This window comes from Flavobacterium ichthyis (assembly GCF_009915155.1).
GTDB lineage: Bacteria > Bacteroidota > Bacteroidia > Flavobacteriales > Flavobacteriaceae > Flavobacterium > Flavobacterium ichthyis.
On the sequence record NZ_JAABLM010000001.1, the window covers coordinates 327,177 to 344,127 of the forward strand.

Sequence of the window (16,951 nt, forward strand, 5' to 3'; positions counted from 1 at the left end):
TACAAACAATAATGTGGTAGTGGGTAAATATAATATTTATTTTGTTAAAAATATTAAATCATGTTAAAAATAAAACCCAAAAGAAGCTTTAACCGCAAACTTATTCGCATCCGGAAGATGTAAGTAATTTCCTCTCCAGGCGAAGTCAATTCTCAACACTTTAAAAATATTTCCAATTCCAGCGTGGTATTCCCAATAGACATCTTCTGGAGCGCGATACGGAATTAAAGTTTGGGCATTGATGGCTCTATTTTCGTCAGAAATCGTTCCGTAAACGGCTTTGATTCCGATGATTTCTCGCCAATTTAATTTCCGTAAAAAAGGAACTCGGGCAAATAATCTTCCGTTGAAATGATGCTCTAAATGAAGCGAGGCATACTCATCAGCCATAAATTCGTAATAATTCATCAAATTGTAAGTGTTGTCTATCACAAAATACGATTGGTTCCCCGGAACAACTCCCATCAACCCAAGTGGAACGGTTCCGAAAATTTTTCCGGCTTCAAACGTGGCAAACAACCTTCCGAAACCACCGACCAAAACCGGTTGACGGTAGTAGAACTGTAATTTTTCGTATTCAAAATCACTATCAAAAAGGCCTTTAATTCCTTGGCTGAAACTTAAATACAATCGGGCATAATTATAATCGATTACGGTTCTTTCCACGCCATAACCTACGGTTTTTCGGCCTGGAGTATAATCGATTGAAGCATTAAACTCGTATTGCTTGAGGCTTCCGGAAATGACACCAAACGGATTTTCGGCAGAGGGTAATTCTTTATAATAATCCAAACTAAAAGTATTTGGCGAAGCCGACTTTAAAGTTCGGTACGAAAATCCTCCTTGGAAAGTTAGGTTTTTTAAAGGTTCGATTTCGGCAAAAAGATTCGTGAGGTTTACAGAAGTTAACTTGCTATTATCGCCACTAGCAAAAACCGCTGAAGAGGCAAAACTTCGACCTAACAAATCATTAGATGTGGTAAGGCTTACGCCAATTTGTTCAATGTCACGACGATTTCCTCCGGAGACAATAAACCGACTTTTTTTGTCGAGCAACACTTTTCCGGAAATTCCGTATTTAAACTGATTGTCTCTAAAACCGTAGGCTGTGTATGCTTGGATTCGCCAAGGATCGTTTTGACCAAAATACGTTCGACCTCCGGCACGAAGCCTCACTCCTTCCACATCATTGTATCCAAACGTGGAAAATATCGGACCAAAATCAAAATTATTTAATTCGACATATCCACTTCCCAAAATGGAAACCGCATTGTACAAACGCTTAAATTTTTTGACGGTTTTGAGCGTATCGAGCATTTGATAAACGCCTTTTTCGTCTTTGTTTAAACGTTCAAATCGATTTTCTTCCCAAAATTCATCGCTCTTTACGTAAATCGTGGGATCGTAATTATTGACTTCTTCTTTATAAAATTTATCTTCTTTTTTCTTATCAAATTGATGGTCTTTGAATAAAGTGGTTCTTTTACCATAAACGCCACGCGATTCATCTTTTTTAGAAAAAGCAAAATCCGACATCATGTGATCGCGCGTGAGCAGGAAAACGGAATCGTTTAAAACCTCAAATTCTTGTTCGATATAAATTTCTTTCACCCAGTTGATATTGGCACTTCGGCTGGCGGTTAGGTTTATTTTTTTGATGGCAAAAGTGGTATCGTTTACCCAAAAATCCCCCTTGAATGTCAGTTCGTTTTTTCGTCTTGGATAATACACAATATTGTAACACCATTTGTTATCGATAAACGTACTGTCGTGCAACACATAATTATAGACGTTGATACCCGTTCGCGAAAGCGGGCTCACGAAATCTTTATCGAAAAATTTTAGGTAATTGTCATAAATATCGTAGTCTGCATATAAATCTTTTACAAAACCGATAATTTGCTGGTTGTTGCTAAATCCCGAATTTTTATTGGCGATTTGCACTTCTTTTTTTCTATTGTTGACATTATCACCATAGACTTTGCTCAAGGCTTCGTTGATAAAAATCGGAAGGTAGGATTTTCCGGTAACATCTGAAGTATCCACTTGATTGAAAACAAATTCCATCCCGCGGAAGAGCTTGCTTTTCATCAACGCAGAATCGATTGTATTGAGATCGAATTCTACTTTTTCGTACTTATCATATTCATATTGCTTGAACATTTTGAGTCCGTTTTTTTTGCGGCGTTCCCAAATTTTTCTCAAAATATCAATGGCAGGATTGTCTTTTTTGGAAGTTTTTCCGGTGTAAATCACGACTTCGCCAAGGGTTTTTCCGGCTCCAAGATTTACCTCGAGATTGTAGGTTACGGCTTTGTCGAGCGTGACTTCTTTTTGTTCCATCCCAACAAAGGAAACCACAATTGCTTTTTGTGTTTCTTTAGATTCGAGATAAAATTTTCCGTCTTCGTTAGTAATAATTCCTTCGGTAGTACCTTTAAAAACGACGTTTGCGTAGGGTAATGGTTGCTTAAATTCGTCATAAACAATTCCGCTAACTTTGGTTTGAGAAAAGGCGGTTGTGATTATTGTAAGAAAAAACGCAAGGCTTAGAACAAATTTGTTATTCATATAATTAAAAAAAACTTCACCAGGAATGTCCCAATGAAGTTTCAAATATAGTCAATTAGACAATTAGATAATTAGATAATTAGAAAATTAGAAAATTAGATAATTAGATAATTAGAGAATTACATAATTCGTTAATTAGATAATTAGACAATTAGATAATTAGATAATTAGATAATTAGATAATTTGAAGTTAGGCAATAGCAAATTTATTACTTTGCGATTCTTTAAAACAATTGACTTATTTTCAAATTACCACTTTTTCAAATTGTTCCAATTAATTCTTTTTGTAAGCTACTTTTTTTACGGCTTTGATTACGTCTTGTGCATTTGGCAACCATTCTTTCAACAGTGCCGGAGAATATGGAGCTGGAGTATCGGCAGTTGTAATTCTTTGAATTGGCGCGTCAAGGTAGTCAAAAGCACGTTCTTGAACGATGTAAGTAATTTCTGAAGCTACGCTTGCAAATGGCCACGCTTCTTCTAGAACTACTAAACGGTTTGTTTTTTTAACCGAATTTAAAATGGCGTCATAATCCATCGGTCGAACGGTTCTTAAGTCGATAATTTCACAAGAAATTCCTTCTTTTTCTAGTTCTTCTGCAGCAGTATAAGCTTCTTTAATAATTTTTCCAAAAGAAACAATGGTTACGTCGCTACCTTCTCTTTTGATATCAGCAACACCTAAAGGAATGGTGTATTCTCCTTCCGGCACTTCGCCTTTGTCGCCATACATTTGCTCAGATTCCATAAAAATAACAGGATCATTATCACGAATAGCTGCTTTTAACAATCCTTTTGCATCGTAAGGATTTGAAGGCACTACCACTTTAAGTCCTGGAGTGTTGGCAAACCAGTTTTCGAAAGCCTGAGAGTGCGTTGCCGCTAATTGTCCCGCAGAAGCAGTTGGGCCACGAAACACCATTGGCATTGGAAATTGTCCGGCAGACATTTGACGCATTTTTGCAGCGTTATTAATGATTTGATCGATTCCAACTAAAGAAAAGTTGAAGGTCATGAACTCAACAATTGGGCGGTTTCCGTTCATTGCCGAACCTACTGCAATACCTGCAAAACCAAGTTCTGCAATTGGCGTATCAATAACACGTTTTGGTCCAAACTCGTCTAACATTCCTTTTGAAGCTTTATAAGCACCGTTATATTCGGCCACTTCTTCACCCATTAAATATATTGATTCGTCGCGACGCATTTCTTCGCTCATTGCTTCGCAAATCGCCTCTCTAAATTGGATTGTTCTCATGATAAATAATTCTACTTGAAATTGTGAAACGCAAAAGTAAATAAAAGAATTTAATGATTAAAAGATTTATTGATTTGAAGATTTGAAAATTTTGGAAATTGGTGAATTTGGAGATTTGAAATAAGGATTGGGAAATTGATGCTCGAAGTGGCATTATTTTTTTATGGGATTTTTAGGGGTACCACAACCTGCCTTTATCTATGCTTTATCTATGCTTTATCTATGCTTTATCTATACACTATCCATACTCTCTGTCCCGGCATGACCCGTCCTAAAATAAGTATATGCTGTATAGTTGTTTTAGTATAAGGCAAGATACAACCCGAGAGAAAATTTTAAGGAAATTTTAATTTATTTTCCTCAATTACGGAAACCCGTAAGGATTTGAATTTCAACCTCAATAATTTTGACGAAGCGAACAGAAAAAATCACACTGCACTTCTAATGCAGTCAAAATCTTTAAAATTGCCCGAATCAATAAATGGATATTCGAATTATCATCAAATTACATGAACTAATCTCCACAGAACGAACCGGTAACCCGAAAGCTTGTGCGGAAAAACTAAATATTTCAGAACGCACGATTTACAATTATGTTTCGTTTATGCGTCGAGAATTAAAAGCCCCTATTATTTTCAATGTGATAAAGGGTTGTTACTGTTATGATGGGGAGTGCAAGTTGAGGTTTAGGGGGTAGGGAATATTAATTTTTAAATGTAAAATAAATTATGAATAACAATTCAAAACAATGGAGTTCAGCAAATCCTGGTTACATAATTTTTCTCATTGACCAATCAGGTTCTATGGGAGAAGATTATACAGGAGGAAAAAACAAAGCCGAGTTTACCTCTCTCGTAATCAACAGAACAATTAACGATTTAATTTTTACAAATAGTGCAGGTGACAAAATTAAGGACAGAGTGTTTTTATCTCTTATTGGCTATGGTGGAAAAGGTGGTAATTCAGTAGATGATATTCGTTCTGACTATTTAAGTGCTTTTGCTGATAGTCCTTTAAGAATTGAGAAAATAAAAAAGAAAGTTTCTGACGGAGCGGGAGGTTTAGTTGAAATTGAGGAAGAAATGGCTATGTATGTTGAACCTACTTGCCCACGAAATGGATTAACACCAATGGCAGAAGCTCTTGATTTTGCAAAGCAACTCATAGAAGGTTGGATAACTAAAAAACCTGACAATCCTGCACCTGTAATTATAAATGTTTCGGACGGAATGCCATATACAGGAAGTAATCCAATAGACGATATTGAAAAAACAATATCAACCGCAAACAGTATTATGAATATCAATACTGGAGATGGAAATCCTCTAATTTTCAATGTTCATTTAGGACAACCACCATTCAACGAAACAAAGTTTTCCTCAACTGAAAACGAAGTTTCAGACGAAGAAGGAAAAATACTTTTCAAAATTTCAAGTAAAGTACCTGAAACATATCGTGAAGCCGCAAGAAAACACGAATTTGTAACAGACGTAGATTCAAGAGGTTTTGTTTCAAATGCTGGTCCCGAAACTCTTATTAAATTTATCAATTTTGGTTCATCTGGAGGAACAGACAGAATTATTTAAGAAATGAAAATCAATATAAAAGGATTTATAACGAGTAAGAAATCAGAATTATATTCAGATTGTGCGGATAATTATGCTATAAACATTGATCATAATAAATTTTCTATTTCTGATGGAGTTTCAAAGTCTTTCTTCCCAAAAATTTGGTCGGATATATTAGTAAATAAATATGTCAATCAAAAAGATTGGAAAGATAACAATGAATTTATTGTTGAAAGTCAAAAAGAATGGCAATCCAAAATTGATGAAATTGTAAATCAACCAGAAACCAAATGGTTTACAAAATCTCAATACAATAGAAAAGACCCTGCATTGGCAACATTTGTCGGACTTCAATTTTTAGAATCTGACCAAAAATGGATTGCACAAGCATTAGGAGATAGTTTTTTGTTTTTCATTCCAAAGGGTTCAACGGAGATTGAAATTAAATTATCCACTAAACCCGAACCTATTGTATTTGACAACTTTCCTGATTATTTATCAAGTATTGGAAGTTCTCATAAAGGAGAAAAAAAGCCAATTAAAGGAGAAAAAATAAAGGAAGGAACTTTTTATTTAATGACCGATGCCCTTGCTGAATGGTTTTTATTAAATACAGAACAAGTCAAACAGACACTTGACAACATCAAAACCCAAGAACAATATGTTGAAACAATTGCAAATGAAAGAAATGCAAACCGATTAAATGACGATGATTCCGCAGTTTTGATACTTGAACTTTTTGACGATGGCAAAAAAGAATTTTCCTATTCTAATATCGAAGTAACTTTTTTGTCAGAGCTTGTTAAAGAAGAAGCGGAGAAACTAGAAGAATCTAAAAAAAAAGAAATTTCTTCTCAAGATTCTTTAAGTGTAAATGAAGAAGAAAACAGGGAAGAACAATTGACAAAAGAAGAAAATTCTGAAAAAGAGGAAATTAAACAAGTTGAGCAATCAACGGAGATTAAAGATGAGGAAATTGAAAACTCGGATAAGAAAATAGAGGAGGAAAAACCACTTGATGAAAATGTAAAAGAAAACATAGCAGAGGATAATTCGCCTGTCAAAAATGATAATCTTTCTGAACAAAATCAGAAAGAAGAAAAATCAACTAATGAAAGTAATAATTTAAATGAAGAGTTAACAGACGATAGCAGTAATCTCACAGACGAAAAACAACAACAAGAAAAATCTTCTGTACAAATTAAAGAGATAACAGCAGAGCCACAAAAAGTCAAATCTGTAACTGATAAATTCTAACATATGACAAATATTTATCCTACAAGAACTGATATAGTTACAGCAATGCGAAATCCGCAAGTTAGCTTTAAAGCAAGCGAACTCATCGGAGGAACGATTATCCAAAAAGGTTCTCGTGTTATTCAATATTCAGGTGGTTACACAACTGTTTTTCCTTTTAATACCAGTGAAGGAGAAAAAGTTGCCGTACGTTGTTGGATTGCAGATATTGGAGACGCCAAACGAAGAAGTCAAGAAATATCTACTTATTTAGCAAATCTAAACAATGCCTATTTCTGCAATTTTCAATATTTGGAAGAAGCACTTCTTATCAATGGGAATATCTATCCTATCGTTTTAATGGATTGGGTTGAAGGAAAAACTTTGAAAGATTTTATCAACGATAATATACATTCAAATCCTTCTTCAATTTCAAAAGTACGAGAGAATTTTAAAGAAATGGTTACATATTTTCATCAGCAAAATATCGCTCACGGAGATTTGCAACACGGAAATATTTTAGTTAATCACGATTGTAGTTTAACAATTATTGATTACGATTCAATGTATATTAAACCGCTTGAAGGAATGTCTGATGCAATCAAAGGTTTGCCCGGTTATCAACATCCATTAAGATCTGCCAATAAACTTATCAATCCTAAATTAGATTATTTTTCAGAGCTCATAATTTATTTGTCGCTACTTGTTTTTGAAAATCAGCCAAGTTTATGGCAAAAATATTATGAAACGGAAGATTTGTTGTTTTCCAAAGATGATTTTGCGAATCCCAATCATTCTGTATTAATCAACAGTTTGCTAAAGTCCAATAATCAAACCGTTGTGGACTTGACAAACAAACTAAAAGAAGAACTAACAAAAAACGACATTCAACAATTAGAACCGTTAGAAAATCTGCTGATTGACAGACTTGAAGTTACCAAAGAAAACATAATGGATAAATGGAATAAACAGCCCAATCCGCCAAGTAAAAAAGAAGTAAAACTTCCTGATGCAAACAACATTATGAATAAGTTTTAACAATGACGGAGGTTTATTTTGAAGATATACACAATCAAATCATCAATCAAATTTCGGCTTCAAACAAAAGTCTAAAAATTTGTGTTGCGTGGTTTACTGATGTTGAAATCTACCAAAGCATTATTCAAGCTCAAAACAGAGGTGTTAAGGTTTATATCATTGTAGCAAATCACGAGTTCAACAAAAATTCACGAGTTGATTTTAAAGAATTGTTACAAAATAATGGATATGTAGGATATATCGGAAATATCAACGATGGAGCTAAAGACAAACTTATGCACAATAAATTTTGTATTGTTGATGATTCTACAATTATTACAGGTTCATATAATTGGACATTTAAAGCAAGATTAAATGATGAAAATATCATCATTATTAAAAATCAGCCTACTGTTATTGCTCAATTCAATAACAAGTTTGAAAGTATAAAACCTCAATATGGTTTTGCTATTAAAGGAAACGAAGTACAACTATTGCCAATCGAAAAAATAATGGCAAAATGGGACAAACCAAAAGAAACAAAGCAACAAATAGAAGGAAATAAAGCTAAATCAATTTTCGATAAATTTTAAGAATGTCAATAAACAAACAAGATATAGTTACCGCCATTTTAAATTCGGATACTTTTTTAAAAGTACCTGAATTAAAAGGAGCAAAACCAAGAATAGAATCCAATGGTAAACCCTATGCTTTTGTTGGTGGCTTCAATATGGTGTTCCAATTGGAACATCAACACAAGAAATGGGCTTTCAGAGTTTGGCACGTTCCTATGGGAGAACATACAAATCGCTACCGAAAAATATCAAAATATCTTTCAGAAAAAAAACTACCCTATTTTGCTGATTTTATCTATGATGAAAAAGGAATTTTGGTTAATGGAAATTTATTGGACACCATCCGAATGGAATGGCTTGAGGGAAAATTGCTAAAAGAATATCTTGAAGAAAATTTAGGCAACAAAAACAAACTAACTAAACTTGCTGATGATTTTCTGGAAATGTGTAAAACTCTACGAGAAAATAATATTTCTCACGGAGATTTGCAAGAAGGAAATATTTTGATTGACCGAAATGGAAATATCAAACTTGTAGATTATGATTCTATTTGTATTCCTGAAATTGAGGGTCAAAAAGAATTAGTTACAGGATTAAAAGGTTATCAACATCCCTCACGTTTTAAAGCGGGAAAAGCGTCTTTAAAAGCGGATTATTTTTCGGAATTGGTAATCTATCTTTCAATACTTGCTCTTTCTGAAAACTCAAATTTATGGAACAAGTATCAGGTGAAAGATACTCAATACTTATTGTTTACTGAAACCGATTTTGAAGATTTTGCAGACTCTGAAATCTATAACGATTTACAAAAGCTATCTAATTCTATTAAAAGTCTGACAAGAATTTTGAACAGCTATTTATCGGAAAATAATTATCTAAATCTTACGTCTTTTGAACATTATTTAAAAGCACCTAAAATAATCAATTTTGGCTCGAATGAAAAGGAAGTTCTAAAAGGGAAAACCATTGAATTGTCCTGGAATATTGAGAATTATGATAAAATTTCAATAAACAATGGTGTCGGAAATGTAACAGAAAAGCATTCTATTTCTGTTTCGCCTACCAATACAGCTACATACAAGTTACTTGCAGAAAATGCCTTTGATAAAACAGAAAAAGAACTAAATATAACGGTTCTTCCTCTTCCAAAAATAAAAGAATTTAGAGCAAAACACCAAAAAATTGAATTTGGAAAAGAAACTGAAATTGTTTGGGATTTTGAAAATGTAGAAAAAGTAGAGTTGAATTATGCAGGAAATTTAGAGGTTATATCAAATAAAGGGAACAAAGTAATATCTCCATCAGAAGACACAAATTATAAAATTATTTTTACTGCATTAGATGGTGTAACAAAAGAAGAGAAAACGCTGAAAGTTCAAGTATTTAAGCGAATTGAAATTGAAACTTTTACTACTGATTATGAATATATTGTTGAATCTCTGCCAATCGAGTTAAATTGGAAAATTAACAATGCTTCTGGTATAAAACTTTGCTCAAATATTGACAAGGAAATAGATGTAACAACTAAAAATAAAATATCTCTAAAGCCGAAAAGGAATCAATATTTTTATTTAAAAGCAAGCAATGACTTATTTACTGTAGAAAGTGAAAAAATAAATATAGAGGTACAAAATCTTCCTACGCTTCCAAGATTTGAAAATATTATTCCAGCAGGTAAAGAATTAATACCTGTTTTTACTTTGGATTTTTCGGAAAATGTAAACAATATTCTTACAGAAAGTCAAATTAGTTTTCAAAAAGCAATTAAAAATAATAAAAGATTTAATTTACTTGAAAGCTTAAAAACTATATTGAGTAAATGATGAATATTCTACAAAAAAATATGTGTAAAGTTGCAGGCTTTGATAATTTTATCGTTAACCATTGTTCTACGCAATATAATTCCCTTTCTTCAATTGGTATTTTCTTTATATTTCAATATATAGTAATTTTTATTTCGTCTTTTGTGTTTTCTAATGACTTTTTATATTCTAACGTTTTTACATCTATATTAATAAGTATTGTAATTTTATTTTTCTTCATAAGAATCGTTAGGTTCTTCAACAAACATCTTCACAGTCATTTCAATGTTAAGGTCTTATTTATCATTTTAATTTCAAATATTTTGATTTTAATAATGATAACAACTATACTAAATTTAAAAATTTTTGAAATAGAAATTTTTTATGACTTGATAATAAAAGGAGACGATTATGGTAAATATAAAATAATAAAACACCTATTTTCTTTATACTATCAAGTTAAAACATCTGAAAACGCAATCGTTATAATTCTATTTTGGATAGCAAAATTTTTGTTATTACAATTTATTTTTATTAAACCTTATTTTCAAATTTATTCAACAAGAAAAACAATATATAATTCAATAAGAAAAAATTATGAGCAAAACTTCTAAATCAAAATCAAAAAGTTTTGATAAAAAGTATTCAAAAATTCAATATTTCTTTTGGCTATTGTCGGGAGCCGAAATTAGTATTTTAAAAGAATGCCCGACAGACTATAACAGACAAGCAGGAATAGGCTTTACAATTTTTATGACCACTTTATTAGCTTTCTTTTCTGGAAGCTACGCAGGTTACTATTTTGGGGAAAGTTATGTTACATCAGTAGTTTTTGGGATTATTTGGGCTTCATTGATATTTAGTATCGATAGAAGTATGGTTGTAACTTTAAAAAAAGACCCCACTAAAAAAGAACAAAATTTTTGGATTCCTTTTTTGTCCAGAGCAGTTTTAGCCATACTCATTGCATTTATCATTTCAATACCCTTAGAATTACTCATATTTAGAGATAGTATTGATATTCACAAAAATAAATTTAAGCAAGACAAAACTTTGAATATTATTTATGGACAAAGTACTATTGAAGATATTGACGGTAAAAAAGAAATATCGAGTAATTTAGAAGGGAATATTAATGAATTAAACAATTTATTATCCAAAGGTGAACCTCAAAATGATGTAGAATATGATAACCTTAAAAGAGAATTTAAAAATGCAGAAAGTAAATATATTTCATACAAAAACAAATACAATAATCTAAACTCTCAAGCCATAAACGCATATAATAGTGAAAATATGGAGAGATATTACCAAATTTCTAAACAGAGAAGTATTGCTAAAAATAATATGGCAAATTATGGTAATAAAAATTATTTCCCTAAAAAAAGAGAGTTAGAAGTTTATAAAAAAAACTGGATAGAAGAAAGAAAAAAAGAACTTGTTGATTTAGGAGAAGAAAAGAAAAATATAAATGACAAAATTAAAAAAGGAACTGACAAAGTAGAAAGTGCAGGTTCTAAAATAGATTCAATTCTATCAAAACACGATAATAGTTTTGTGTTTAATTTTATGGTATTAGAAGATTTGGCAAAAACACATCGTAAAGTATTAAAGCCCGTTGTAAAGAAAAATATTGATTCATTATCAAATAAATATAAAACTGATAGTTTATCAGTAAATGCAGCATCAAATAATCAATCATCAGAAATTCAACCATCAAAATTAGAATGGGTTAGCGAATATGATTCTGAAGGTGCAACTATTTTATTTTTACTTTGGCTCATTAGAATTTTATTTTTCACTATTGAAATTCTACCAACTATAGCAAAAATAGCTACTCCAATAGGTGCTTACGACAGAGCAATATACAGAAAAGAAAAAGATTTAGAACTGGAATTAGACGAAAAAACATCAGAATATCTATTGCATCAACAAAAATTAAGAGAAATTGAATTTGAAGCAGAGCAAAAACAGCTTAAAGACAGAGTGAAAATAGAAAATGAACTTCATAAAGAACTTATTACAGAGATTGCTTCTGTTCAAAATAAAATAGCAAGAGAGAAAATTGAAGATTTTAAAAGAAACCACCTAAACTGACAAATTCCGATACTAAACCACCCCCATATCTTTCACAATCCCAACCAAATGAACCGCATTTTTTGCTTTAAAATAAATTTTTAATTTATTCATGCGCTTTTCAACACTGCTAAGACTTGACGAACTTTTCCCCATTTCCTTAAATTTTTTGCCAATTTCATCTTGGGTAAATCCTTGTGCCAACAAGCGTAGAAGATCAATATCAGTATCGTCTATTTCCAGCATTGCGGGATTTACAATTAAGTGAGATAATTCCGGAGAAATATACCGTTCGTTAGCTGTTACAGCTTTTACCGCATTTAACAAGTCAACCGAACCTTGCCTTCCTTTACAAACGTATGCATCGATGCCTTCATTAAACAAAGTTTTGATTCTAAAACTTCTGTCTTCAATTGAGTAAACAATAATTTTTATAGCGGATTGTTCGGATTTTACCGCTTTTATCAATTCCTCGCCCGATTGCAGAATAACAGTCCGGTGATCAGGTTTAAACGATAAATCTGTAATCAACAAATCAAACGGAACGCCGTCAATTATTGCCTTTTTTATTTTCAAAAAAGCATCGTCGCAATATTTTGCGTGGTGAATTTCAAGGTTGGCATTTTTTTTAAAAATTGAAGCGATTCCTTGGTTAATACTATCAATATCTTCTGCGATTAATATCTTTTTCATCCTTTTTATTTTTTAAAACGGAATCTTCATAACGACTTTAAAACCTTTATTGTAATTCGGTTCAAAAATAATGCTTCCCCGGACTTGACGAATACGGTTTTCCACATTTTGCAAACCATTTTTAAAAATATTTTCTTCAAAATTGAATCCAACACCATTATCGGAAAAAACCACTTCTAAAAAACCCGTTTTTTCTTCAAACGAAATCAGGCAAATTGTGGCTTGACTGTGTTTTTTAGTATTAATTAAAAGTTCTTGCAACACCCGGAAAAAATTGATTTTTTTACTTTCGTTCAAAGCGTTCCAGCTGATGGAATCAAACCCTTTCAAAACCACATTTAGTTGATTGTTTTGAAAATCCGAAATCATTTCTTTGAGATGAACACTATATTTTTCTCCAGTTTCCACAGTAGCATTTACACGCGAAATATTTCGGGTTCGTTGGTACAAATCATCCAAATCGGTCAAAAGCCTATTTTTTGAATCCGAATCAATCGCTTGTAAATCAGCGAAAGCCATCACATTATAAAGGTCATTTGCTAATTCATCATGCACTTTTTTTGACAATCGGATTTCTGTATTATAAGTTTCCCGAATTTTTTCATTGGCATGTTTGGCTGCAGCAATTCGCCTTAACAATAAAAAAACGAACAATGCAAAAACAATCACGATAAACAATACCACATTAAAAATTCTTGATTTTTGAGCCCGTAGTTTATTTTCTGCCGCTTCGGTTCGGGCTTTCAACATCGCTTCTTCGGCTGATGTATAGTCGTAGCGCAATTTGGCAAACTGGTTTTTAGCTTGTTGGCGAACTTTGCGAATACTGTCGTTTATAGAAATGTAGTCGTTTATATAATTTTTTCGTTGCAAACCAACAACTTCGGAAGCAATCAACAATTCTAAAGCTTTAAGTTGGTCATCCGGATTTTCGATTTTTTTAGAAAGCTGTAATGCATTTTCCGCTAATTTTTTGGCTTTCGCCAAATTTTCCCGTGCCAAGACTTCGGCCATTCTCAAATCAATAGAAATTATGCTGTGAAAATCAGCGGGATTGATAATACTTTTGGCTTCATCTAAAAACTTTAACCCCGAAATATCACCGGATTTATACAAAGCATAACCTTTATTTGACAATATTTTAGAGCGTAAAGACTTATCATCTTCCGGAACAATTTTTAAAAGAGAATCTAACATTACAATGGCATCATTGTATTTTTGGATATCAATATAAACCAAGGAAACGTTTACAGTCATGTAATTTTTGGTGGTGAAATCTGGCTCTAAATCAATGGCTTTGTTAAAATATTTTATCGCATTTTTATAATCAAATAATTCTCTGTAAAGCAAGCCCATTGCATTGTAAAGATTGACTCTATAAGCAATATCTTGATTTTGCATTAAAATTTCAGCTTGAACCAACGCGGTTTCTGCCCCAAAATAATCAGCTTCCCGTTTTTGCAAAGCACTTAATTGTATTAAACTAAAACCGGCACGCAAACTGTCATTAGCTTTGCGATATTGTGCCACCGATTTTTCAAAATAAATAAAACTGCTGTCGCGGTTTTTATCTTCAAAATATTTTCCCTTTAAATAAAAATAACCGCCTTGATAAGAGCTTGTTGTGGCCATTTTTTTTAATTGGTCAAACGACCTTGATAAATCAATTGTCTTTTCTTCGACTTGTTTTTCAATCTTTAAATAAAGTGAGGTGTAAGCATCAGATTTAGAAGTACCAATATTTTTTTCTCTCTCAGGTTGTACACAAGAGATTTGAAAGAATAACAATAAAAAAACAATCGGGGGACATTGCTTCATTTTGTAAAGAATTTCCCCCGAAAATAATAAAATTGTTTTGAAAAAAGCGAAACTTACGGATTATTTATTCCGTTTCCTGGTGGTGGCGGTGGTGGCGGTTTTACAGGAGTTGCAATACCATCGCCTCCGGAATCAGTCGCTATTTGATTTGTTAAAGAAGTTTTTTCGGCTACTTCATCTGCTTCGCAGGAAACCATAGCCATGCTGCTCGCTAAAGCAAGTATGAACACAATTTTTTTCATTTTTTTTAAGAAATTAAAAATTTTACAAAAGCCATCTTGGAAATGATTTTTCCAAGAAAAGCATCCTGATTTTTTGGGAAGAAAAAATGGTTTCAGGGACTACAAAAAAAATCTTCCCAACTTGTTTCCAATCACCTGAAAACCATTCTGTTTTTGTAAATCAGTTTTGTACATTTGTTTCTGATGCATCAAAAACCCGGGAACTGATTTACGAGGCAAAGTAACTATCGGAATCCAGCTAAAACTCTGATATTTTCTAAGATTTCTAATAATTCCACAGGTTTCCAACCTTTTCTAATAATTTCTAAATAGTTTGAAATGAATAGCGCTTTTGAAAAATATAAAAATGCTGTGATTGCGAAATATGAATCAGAAAAAAATGGTAAAAACGCCGACTTTTTGTTTGACCCAACCTCCGGGAATTTGAAAAAACTGTGTTTAGAAATTTCACTGCAGGAATTAGCTGCTTCGGACAAGCAGATTTTGGAAATTTTTTTTGAAAAAAGAAAAGAGGGTTCATTATCAACTCATATAAAGAATATTCATGTTGACAAGTTTAAAAATGTAAGTAAATTTTTTCGTGGTGAAGGAAATCCTAGTTTAGCTTCAACTTTAAATATGGCTGCTCTTTTGGTGGGATTTGAAGATAGACCATTTGCTAAATTTCGGAATAAAGATGAAAACAAAGTTGGCGAATCAGTAGAAAACAAAGTTAACAACTCCTTTGTGACAGTTACTCGAAATGAAACAGTTCCAGTAAAAAATGTTAGTTCAGACAAAAGCTTTTCGTTTTCAAAAATATCTTTGTTTTTAGTCACATGTGTAATCGTAAGTATTGGCGGATTTTTCTACTATAAATCAACTGAAAAAAAGTGTATGATTTGGAATGGAGATCATTATGAAAGAATAAATTGTGATGATAATACCACGATGGGAATTATGCATTACACCAACATCGTTTCACTTCATGAAGAAACACTACAAAATTTCAAAAAAATTACGCCAGATAGCAACACCGTATTTTTTAAAAACGGAAAAGCGGTTATATATTACAGTAAGCCTAACATTAAAGAGGTTGAATTTTTTTCTTGCGATGGAGTTCATCCCGTGACCAAAAAAGATTTAAAACCAGTTACTCAATATATAATTAACAAGTACATTATAGATAAACCTCGAAAATAGAGCATTCTCAACCCACAAATAATCATTTTCCTACGAAAACGAAATAGTTCTACACTAATCAGCTAAATATTATGCGTGCATAGTTTTTTATTTCGAATAATTTGCTTATTTTCGACACCTGAAAAATCAACTATAAATTCTATATCGAAATGAAAATATTAGTATGCATCAGCCACGTTCCGGATACCACATCCAAAATTAATTTTGCCAATGGTGATTCGGAATTTGACACAAATGGTGTTCAATTTGTAATTAATCCTAACGACGAATTTGGTCTTACCAGAGCCATTTGGTTCCAAGAACAACAAGGTGCTAACGTAACTGTTGTAAACGTTGGTGGTCCGGAAACCGAAGCTACACTTAGAAAAGCTTTGGCCATTGGTGCTAACGAAGCCATTCGTGTGAATGCCAACCCAACCGACGGTTTTTTTGTAGCAAAACAATTAGCCGAAGTGATAAAAAATGGTGGATATGATTTGGTCATCGCCGGAAAAGAATCCTTAGATTATAACGGTGGAATGGTTCCCGGAATGATTGCCGGAATAACCGGAATGAACTTCTTAAATTCTTGCATCAACTTAACCGTTGAAGGAAATAATGTAAAAGCAGTTCGTGAAATCGATGGTGGAAAAGAAACCGTCTCTACTTCTTTACCCTTAATTATCGGTGGACAAAAAGGTTTGGTTGAAGAAAAAGACCTTCGCATCCCAAACATGCGTGGCATCATGACTGCCAGAACCAAGGCTTTAAACGTGCTTGAACCAGTTGACGCTTCGGTAAATACAAAAGCGGTAAAATTTGAAAAACCCGCTCCAAAATCGGCGGTAAAATTAATTAGTCCTGACAATTTGGATGAACTTGTTAATTTGTTACACAACGAAGCTAAAGTAATTTAATCAGGAATAAAAAATAC

At 32.5% G+C, this 16,951-nt stretch carries 13 protein-coding genes; 8 read left to right on the top strand and 5 right to left on the bottom strand.

Features of this window, described 5'->3' with window-relative positions:
• Nucleotides 1-63: 63 nt before the first annotated feature.
• Together GV828_RS01430 and GV828_RS01435 are read right to left on the bottom strand one after the other, a co-directional pair.
• Nucleotides 64-2,571, bottom strand: a complete 2,508-nt coding sequence (locus GV828_RS01430) for a DUF5686 and carboxypeptidase-like regulatory domain-containing protein (RefSeq protein ID WP_166535681.1) — start codon at nt 2,569-2,571, stop codon at nt 64-66.
• 274 nt (nt 2,572-2,845) lie between these two features.
• Nucleotides 2,846-3,829, bottom strand: a complete 984-nt coding sequence (locus tag GV828_RS01435) for a pyruvate dehydrogenase complex E1 component subunit beta (protein WP_166535682.1) — start codon at nt 3,827-3,829, stop codon at nt 2,846-2,848.
• Nucleotides 3,830-4,557: 728 nt separating this feature from the next.
• Between GV828_RS01435 and GV828_RS01445 the strand changes: the two genes are divergently transcribed.
• From GV828_RS01445 to GV828_RS01470, 6 genes are all read left to right on the top strand, one after another.
• Nucleotides 4,558-5,415, top strand: coding sequence for a VWA domain-containing protein (locus GV828_RS01445; RefSeq protein ID WP_166535684.1), 858 nt, complete (start codon nt 4,558-4,560; stop codon nt 5,413-5,415).
• A 3-nt stretch (nt 5,416-5,418) separates the two neighbouring features.
• Nucleotides 5,419-6,654 (top strand): hypothetical protein, encoded by a 1,236-nt coding sequence (locus tag GV828_RS01450; protein ID WP_166535685.1) that lies wholly within the window; start codon nt 5,419-5,421, stop codon nt 6,652-6,654.
• 3 nt (nt 6,655-6,657) lie between these two features.
• Complete coding sequence (locus GV828_RS01455) at nt 6,658-7,671, top strand: protein kinase family protein (protein WP_166535686.1); 1,014 nt, start codon at nt 6,658-6,660, stop codon at nt 7,669-7,671.
• 2 nt (nt 7,672-7,673) lie between these two features.
• Entirely contained in the window at nt 7,674-8,243 is a 570-nt protein-coding gene (locus GV828_RS01460) for a phospholipase D-like domain-containing protein (RefSeq protein ID WP_166535687.1), read from the top strand.
• Between the two features lie 2 nt (nt 8,244-8,245).
• Nucleotides 8,246-10,048, top strand: a complete 1,803-nt coding sequence (locus tag GV828_RS01465; RefSeq protein WP_166535688.1) for a protein kinase family protein — start codon at nt 8,246-8,248, stop codon at nt 10,046-10,048.
• A gap of 576 nt (nt 10,049-10,624) precedes the next feature.
• Nucleotides 10,625-12,124 carry a DUF4407 domain-containing protein gene (locus GV828_RS01470; RefSeq protein ID WP_166535689.1) on the top strand — a complete coding sequence of 500 codons (1,500 nt, stop codon included), beginning with the start codon at nt 10,625-10,627 and terminating at the stop codon, nt 12,122-12,124.
• Between the two features lie 12 nt (nt 12,125-12,136).
• Here the strand turns inward: GV828_RS01470 and GV828_RS01475 are convergent, their stop codons facing one another.
• From GV828_RS01475 to GV828_RS01485, 3 genes are read right to left on the bottom strand one after another with little or no spacing between them, the layout of a single operon-like run.
• Nucleotides 12,137-12,796, bottom strand: coding sequence for a response regulator transcription factor (locus GV828_RS01475; RefSeq protein ID WP_166535690.1), 660 nt, complete (start codon nt 12,794-12,796; stop codon nt 12,137-12,139).
• A 12-nt stretch (nt 12,797-12,808) separates the two neighbouring features.
• On the bottom strand, nt 12,809-14,614 hold the full coding sequence (locus GV828_RS01480; RefSeq protein ID WP_166535691.1) for a tetratricopeptide repeat-containing sensor histidine kinase: 1,806 nt from the start codon (nt 14,612-14,614) through the stop codon (nt 12,809-12,811).
• 53 nt (nt 14,615-14,667) lie between these two features.
• Nucleotides 14,668-14,856: a hypothetical protein gene (locus GV828_RS01485; protein ID WP_166535692.1), complete on the bottom strand. Its 189-nt coding sequence runs from the start codon at nt 14,854-14,856 to the stop codon at nt 14,668-14,670.
• Between the two features lie 318 nt (nt 14,857-15,174).
• Here GV828_RS01485 and GV828_RS01490 point away from each other — a divergent pair, with 318 nt between their 5' ends.
• Together GV828_RS01490 and GV828_RS01495 are read left to right on the top strand one after the other, a co-directional pair.
• A complete protein-coding gene (locus tag GV828_RS01490) occupies nt 15,175-16,038 on the top strand; it encodes a hypothetical protein (protein ID WP_166535693.1) in 864 nt (287 codons plus the stop codon).
• Between the two features lie 149 nt (nt 16,039-16,187).
• The gene (locus tag GV828_RS01495; protein ID WP_166535694.1) at nt 16,188-16,934 is read left to right on the top strand and encodes an electron transfer flavoprotein subunit beta/FixA family protein; all 747 of its coding nucleotides are present in this window, start codon (nt 16,188-16,190) and stop codon (nt 16,932-16,934) included.
• Nucleotides 16,935-16,951: the final 17 nt, after the last annotated feature.

Coding starts and splice junctions, on each gene's coding strand:
- GV828_RS01430 (WP_166535681.1), bottom strand. CDS start 2,571: ATGAATAACAAATTTGTTCTAAGCCTTGCGTTTTTTCTTACAATAATC.
- GV828_RS01475 (WP_166535690.1), bottom strand. CDS start 12,796: ATGAAAAAGATATTAATCGCAGAAGATATTGATAGTATTAACCAAGGA.
- GV828_RS01480 (WP_166535691.1), bottom strand. CDS start 14,614: ATGAAGCAATGTCCCCCGATTGTTTTTTTATTGTTATTCTTTCAAATC.
- GV828_RS01490 (WP_166535693.1), top strand. CDS start 15,175: ATGAATAGCGCTTTTGAAAAATATAAAAATGCTGTGATTGCGAAATAT.
- GV828_RS01435 (WP_166535682.1), bottom strand. CDS start 3,829: ATGAGAACAATCCAATTTAGAGAGGCGATTTGCGAAGCAATGAGCGAA.
- GV828_RS01445 (WP_166535684.1), top strand. CDS start 4,558: ATGAATAACAATTCAAAACAATGGAGTTCAGCAAATCCTGGTTACATA.
- GV828_RS01465 (WP_166535688.1), top strand. CDS start 8,246: ATGTCAATAAACAAACAAGATATAGTTACCGCCATTTTAAATTCGGAT.
- GV828_RS01495 (WP_166535694.1), top strand. CDS start 16,188: ATGAAAATATTAGTATGCATCAGCCACGTTCCGGATACCACATCCAAA.
- GV828_RS01470 (WP_166535689.1), top strand. CDS start 10,625: ATGAGCAAAACTTCTAAATCAAAATCAAAAAGTTTTGATAAAAAGTAT.
- GV828_RS01485 (WP_166535692.1), bottom strand. CDS start 14,856: ATGAAAAAAATTGTGTTCATACTTGCTTTAGCGAGCAGCATGGCTATG.
- GV828_RS01460 (WP_166535687.1), top strand. CDS start 7,674: ATGACGGAGGTTTATTTTGAAGATATACACAATCAAATCATCAATCAA.
- GV828_RS01450 (WP_166535685.1), top strand. CDS start 5,419: ATGAAAATCAATATAAAAGGATTTATAACGAGTAAGAAATCAGAATTA.
- GV828_RS01455 (WP_166535686.1), top strand. CDS start 6,658: ATGACAAATATTTATCCTACAAGAACTGATATAGTTACAGCAATGCGA.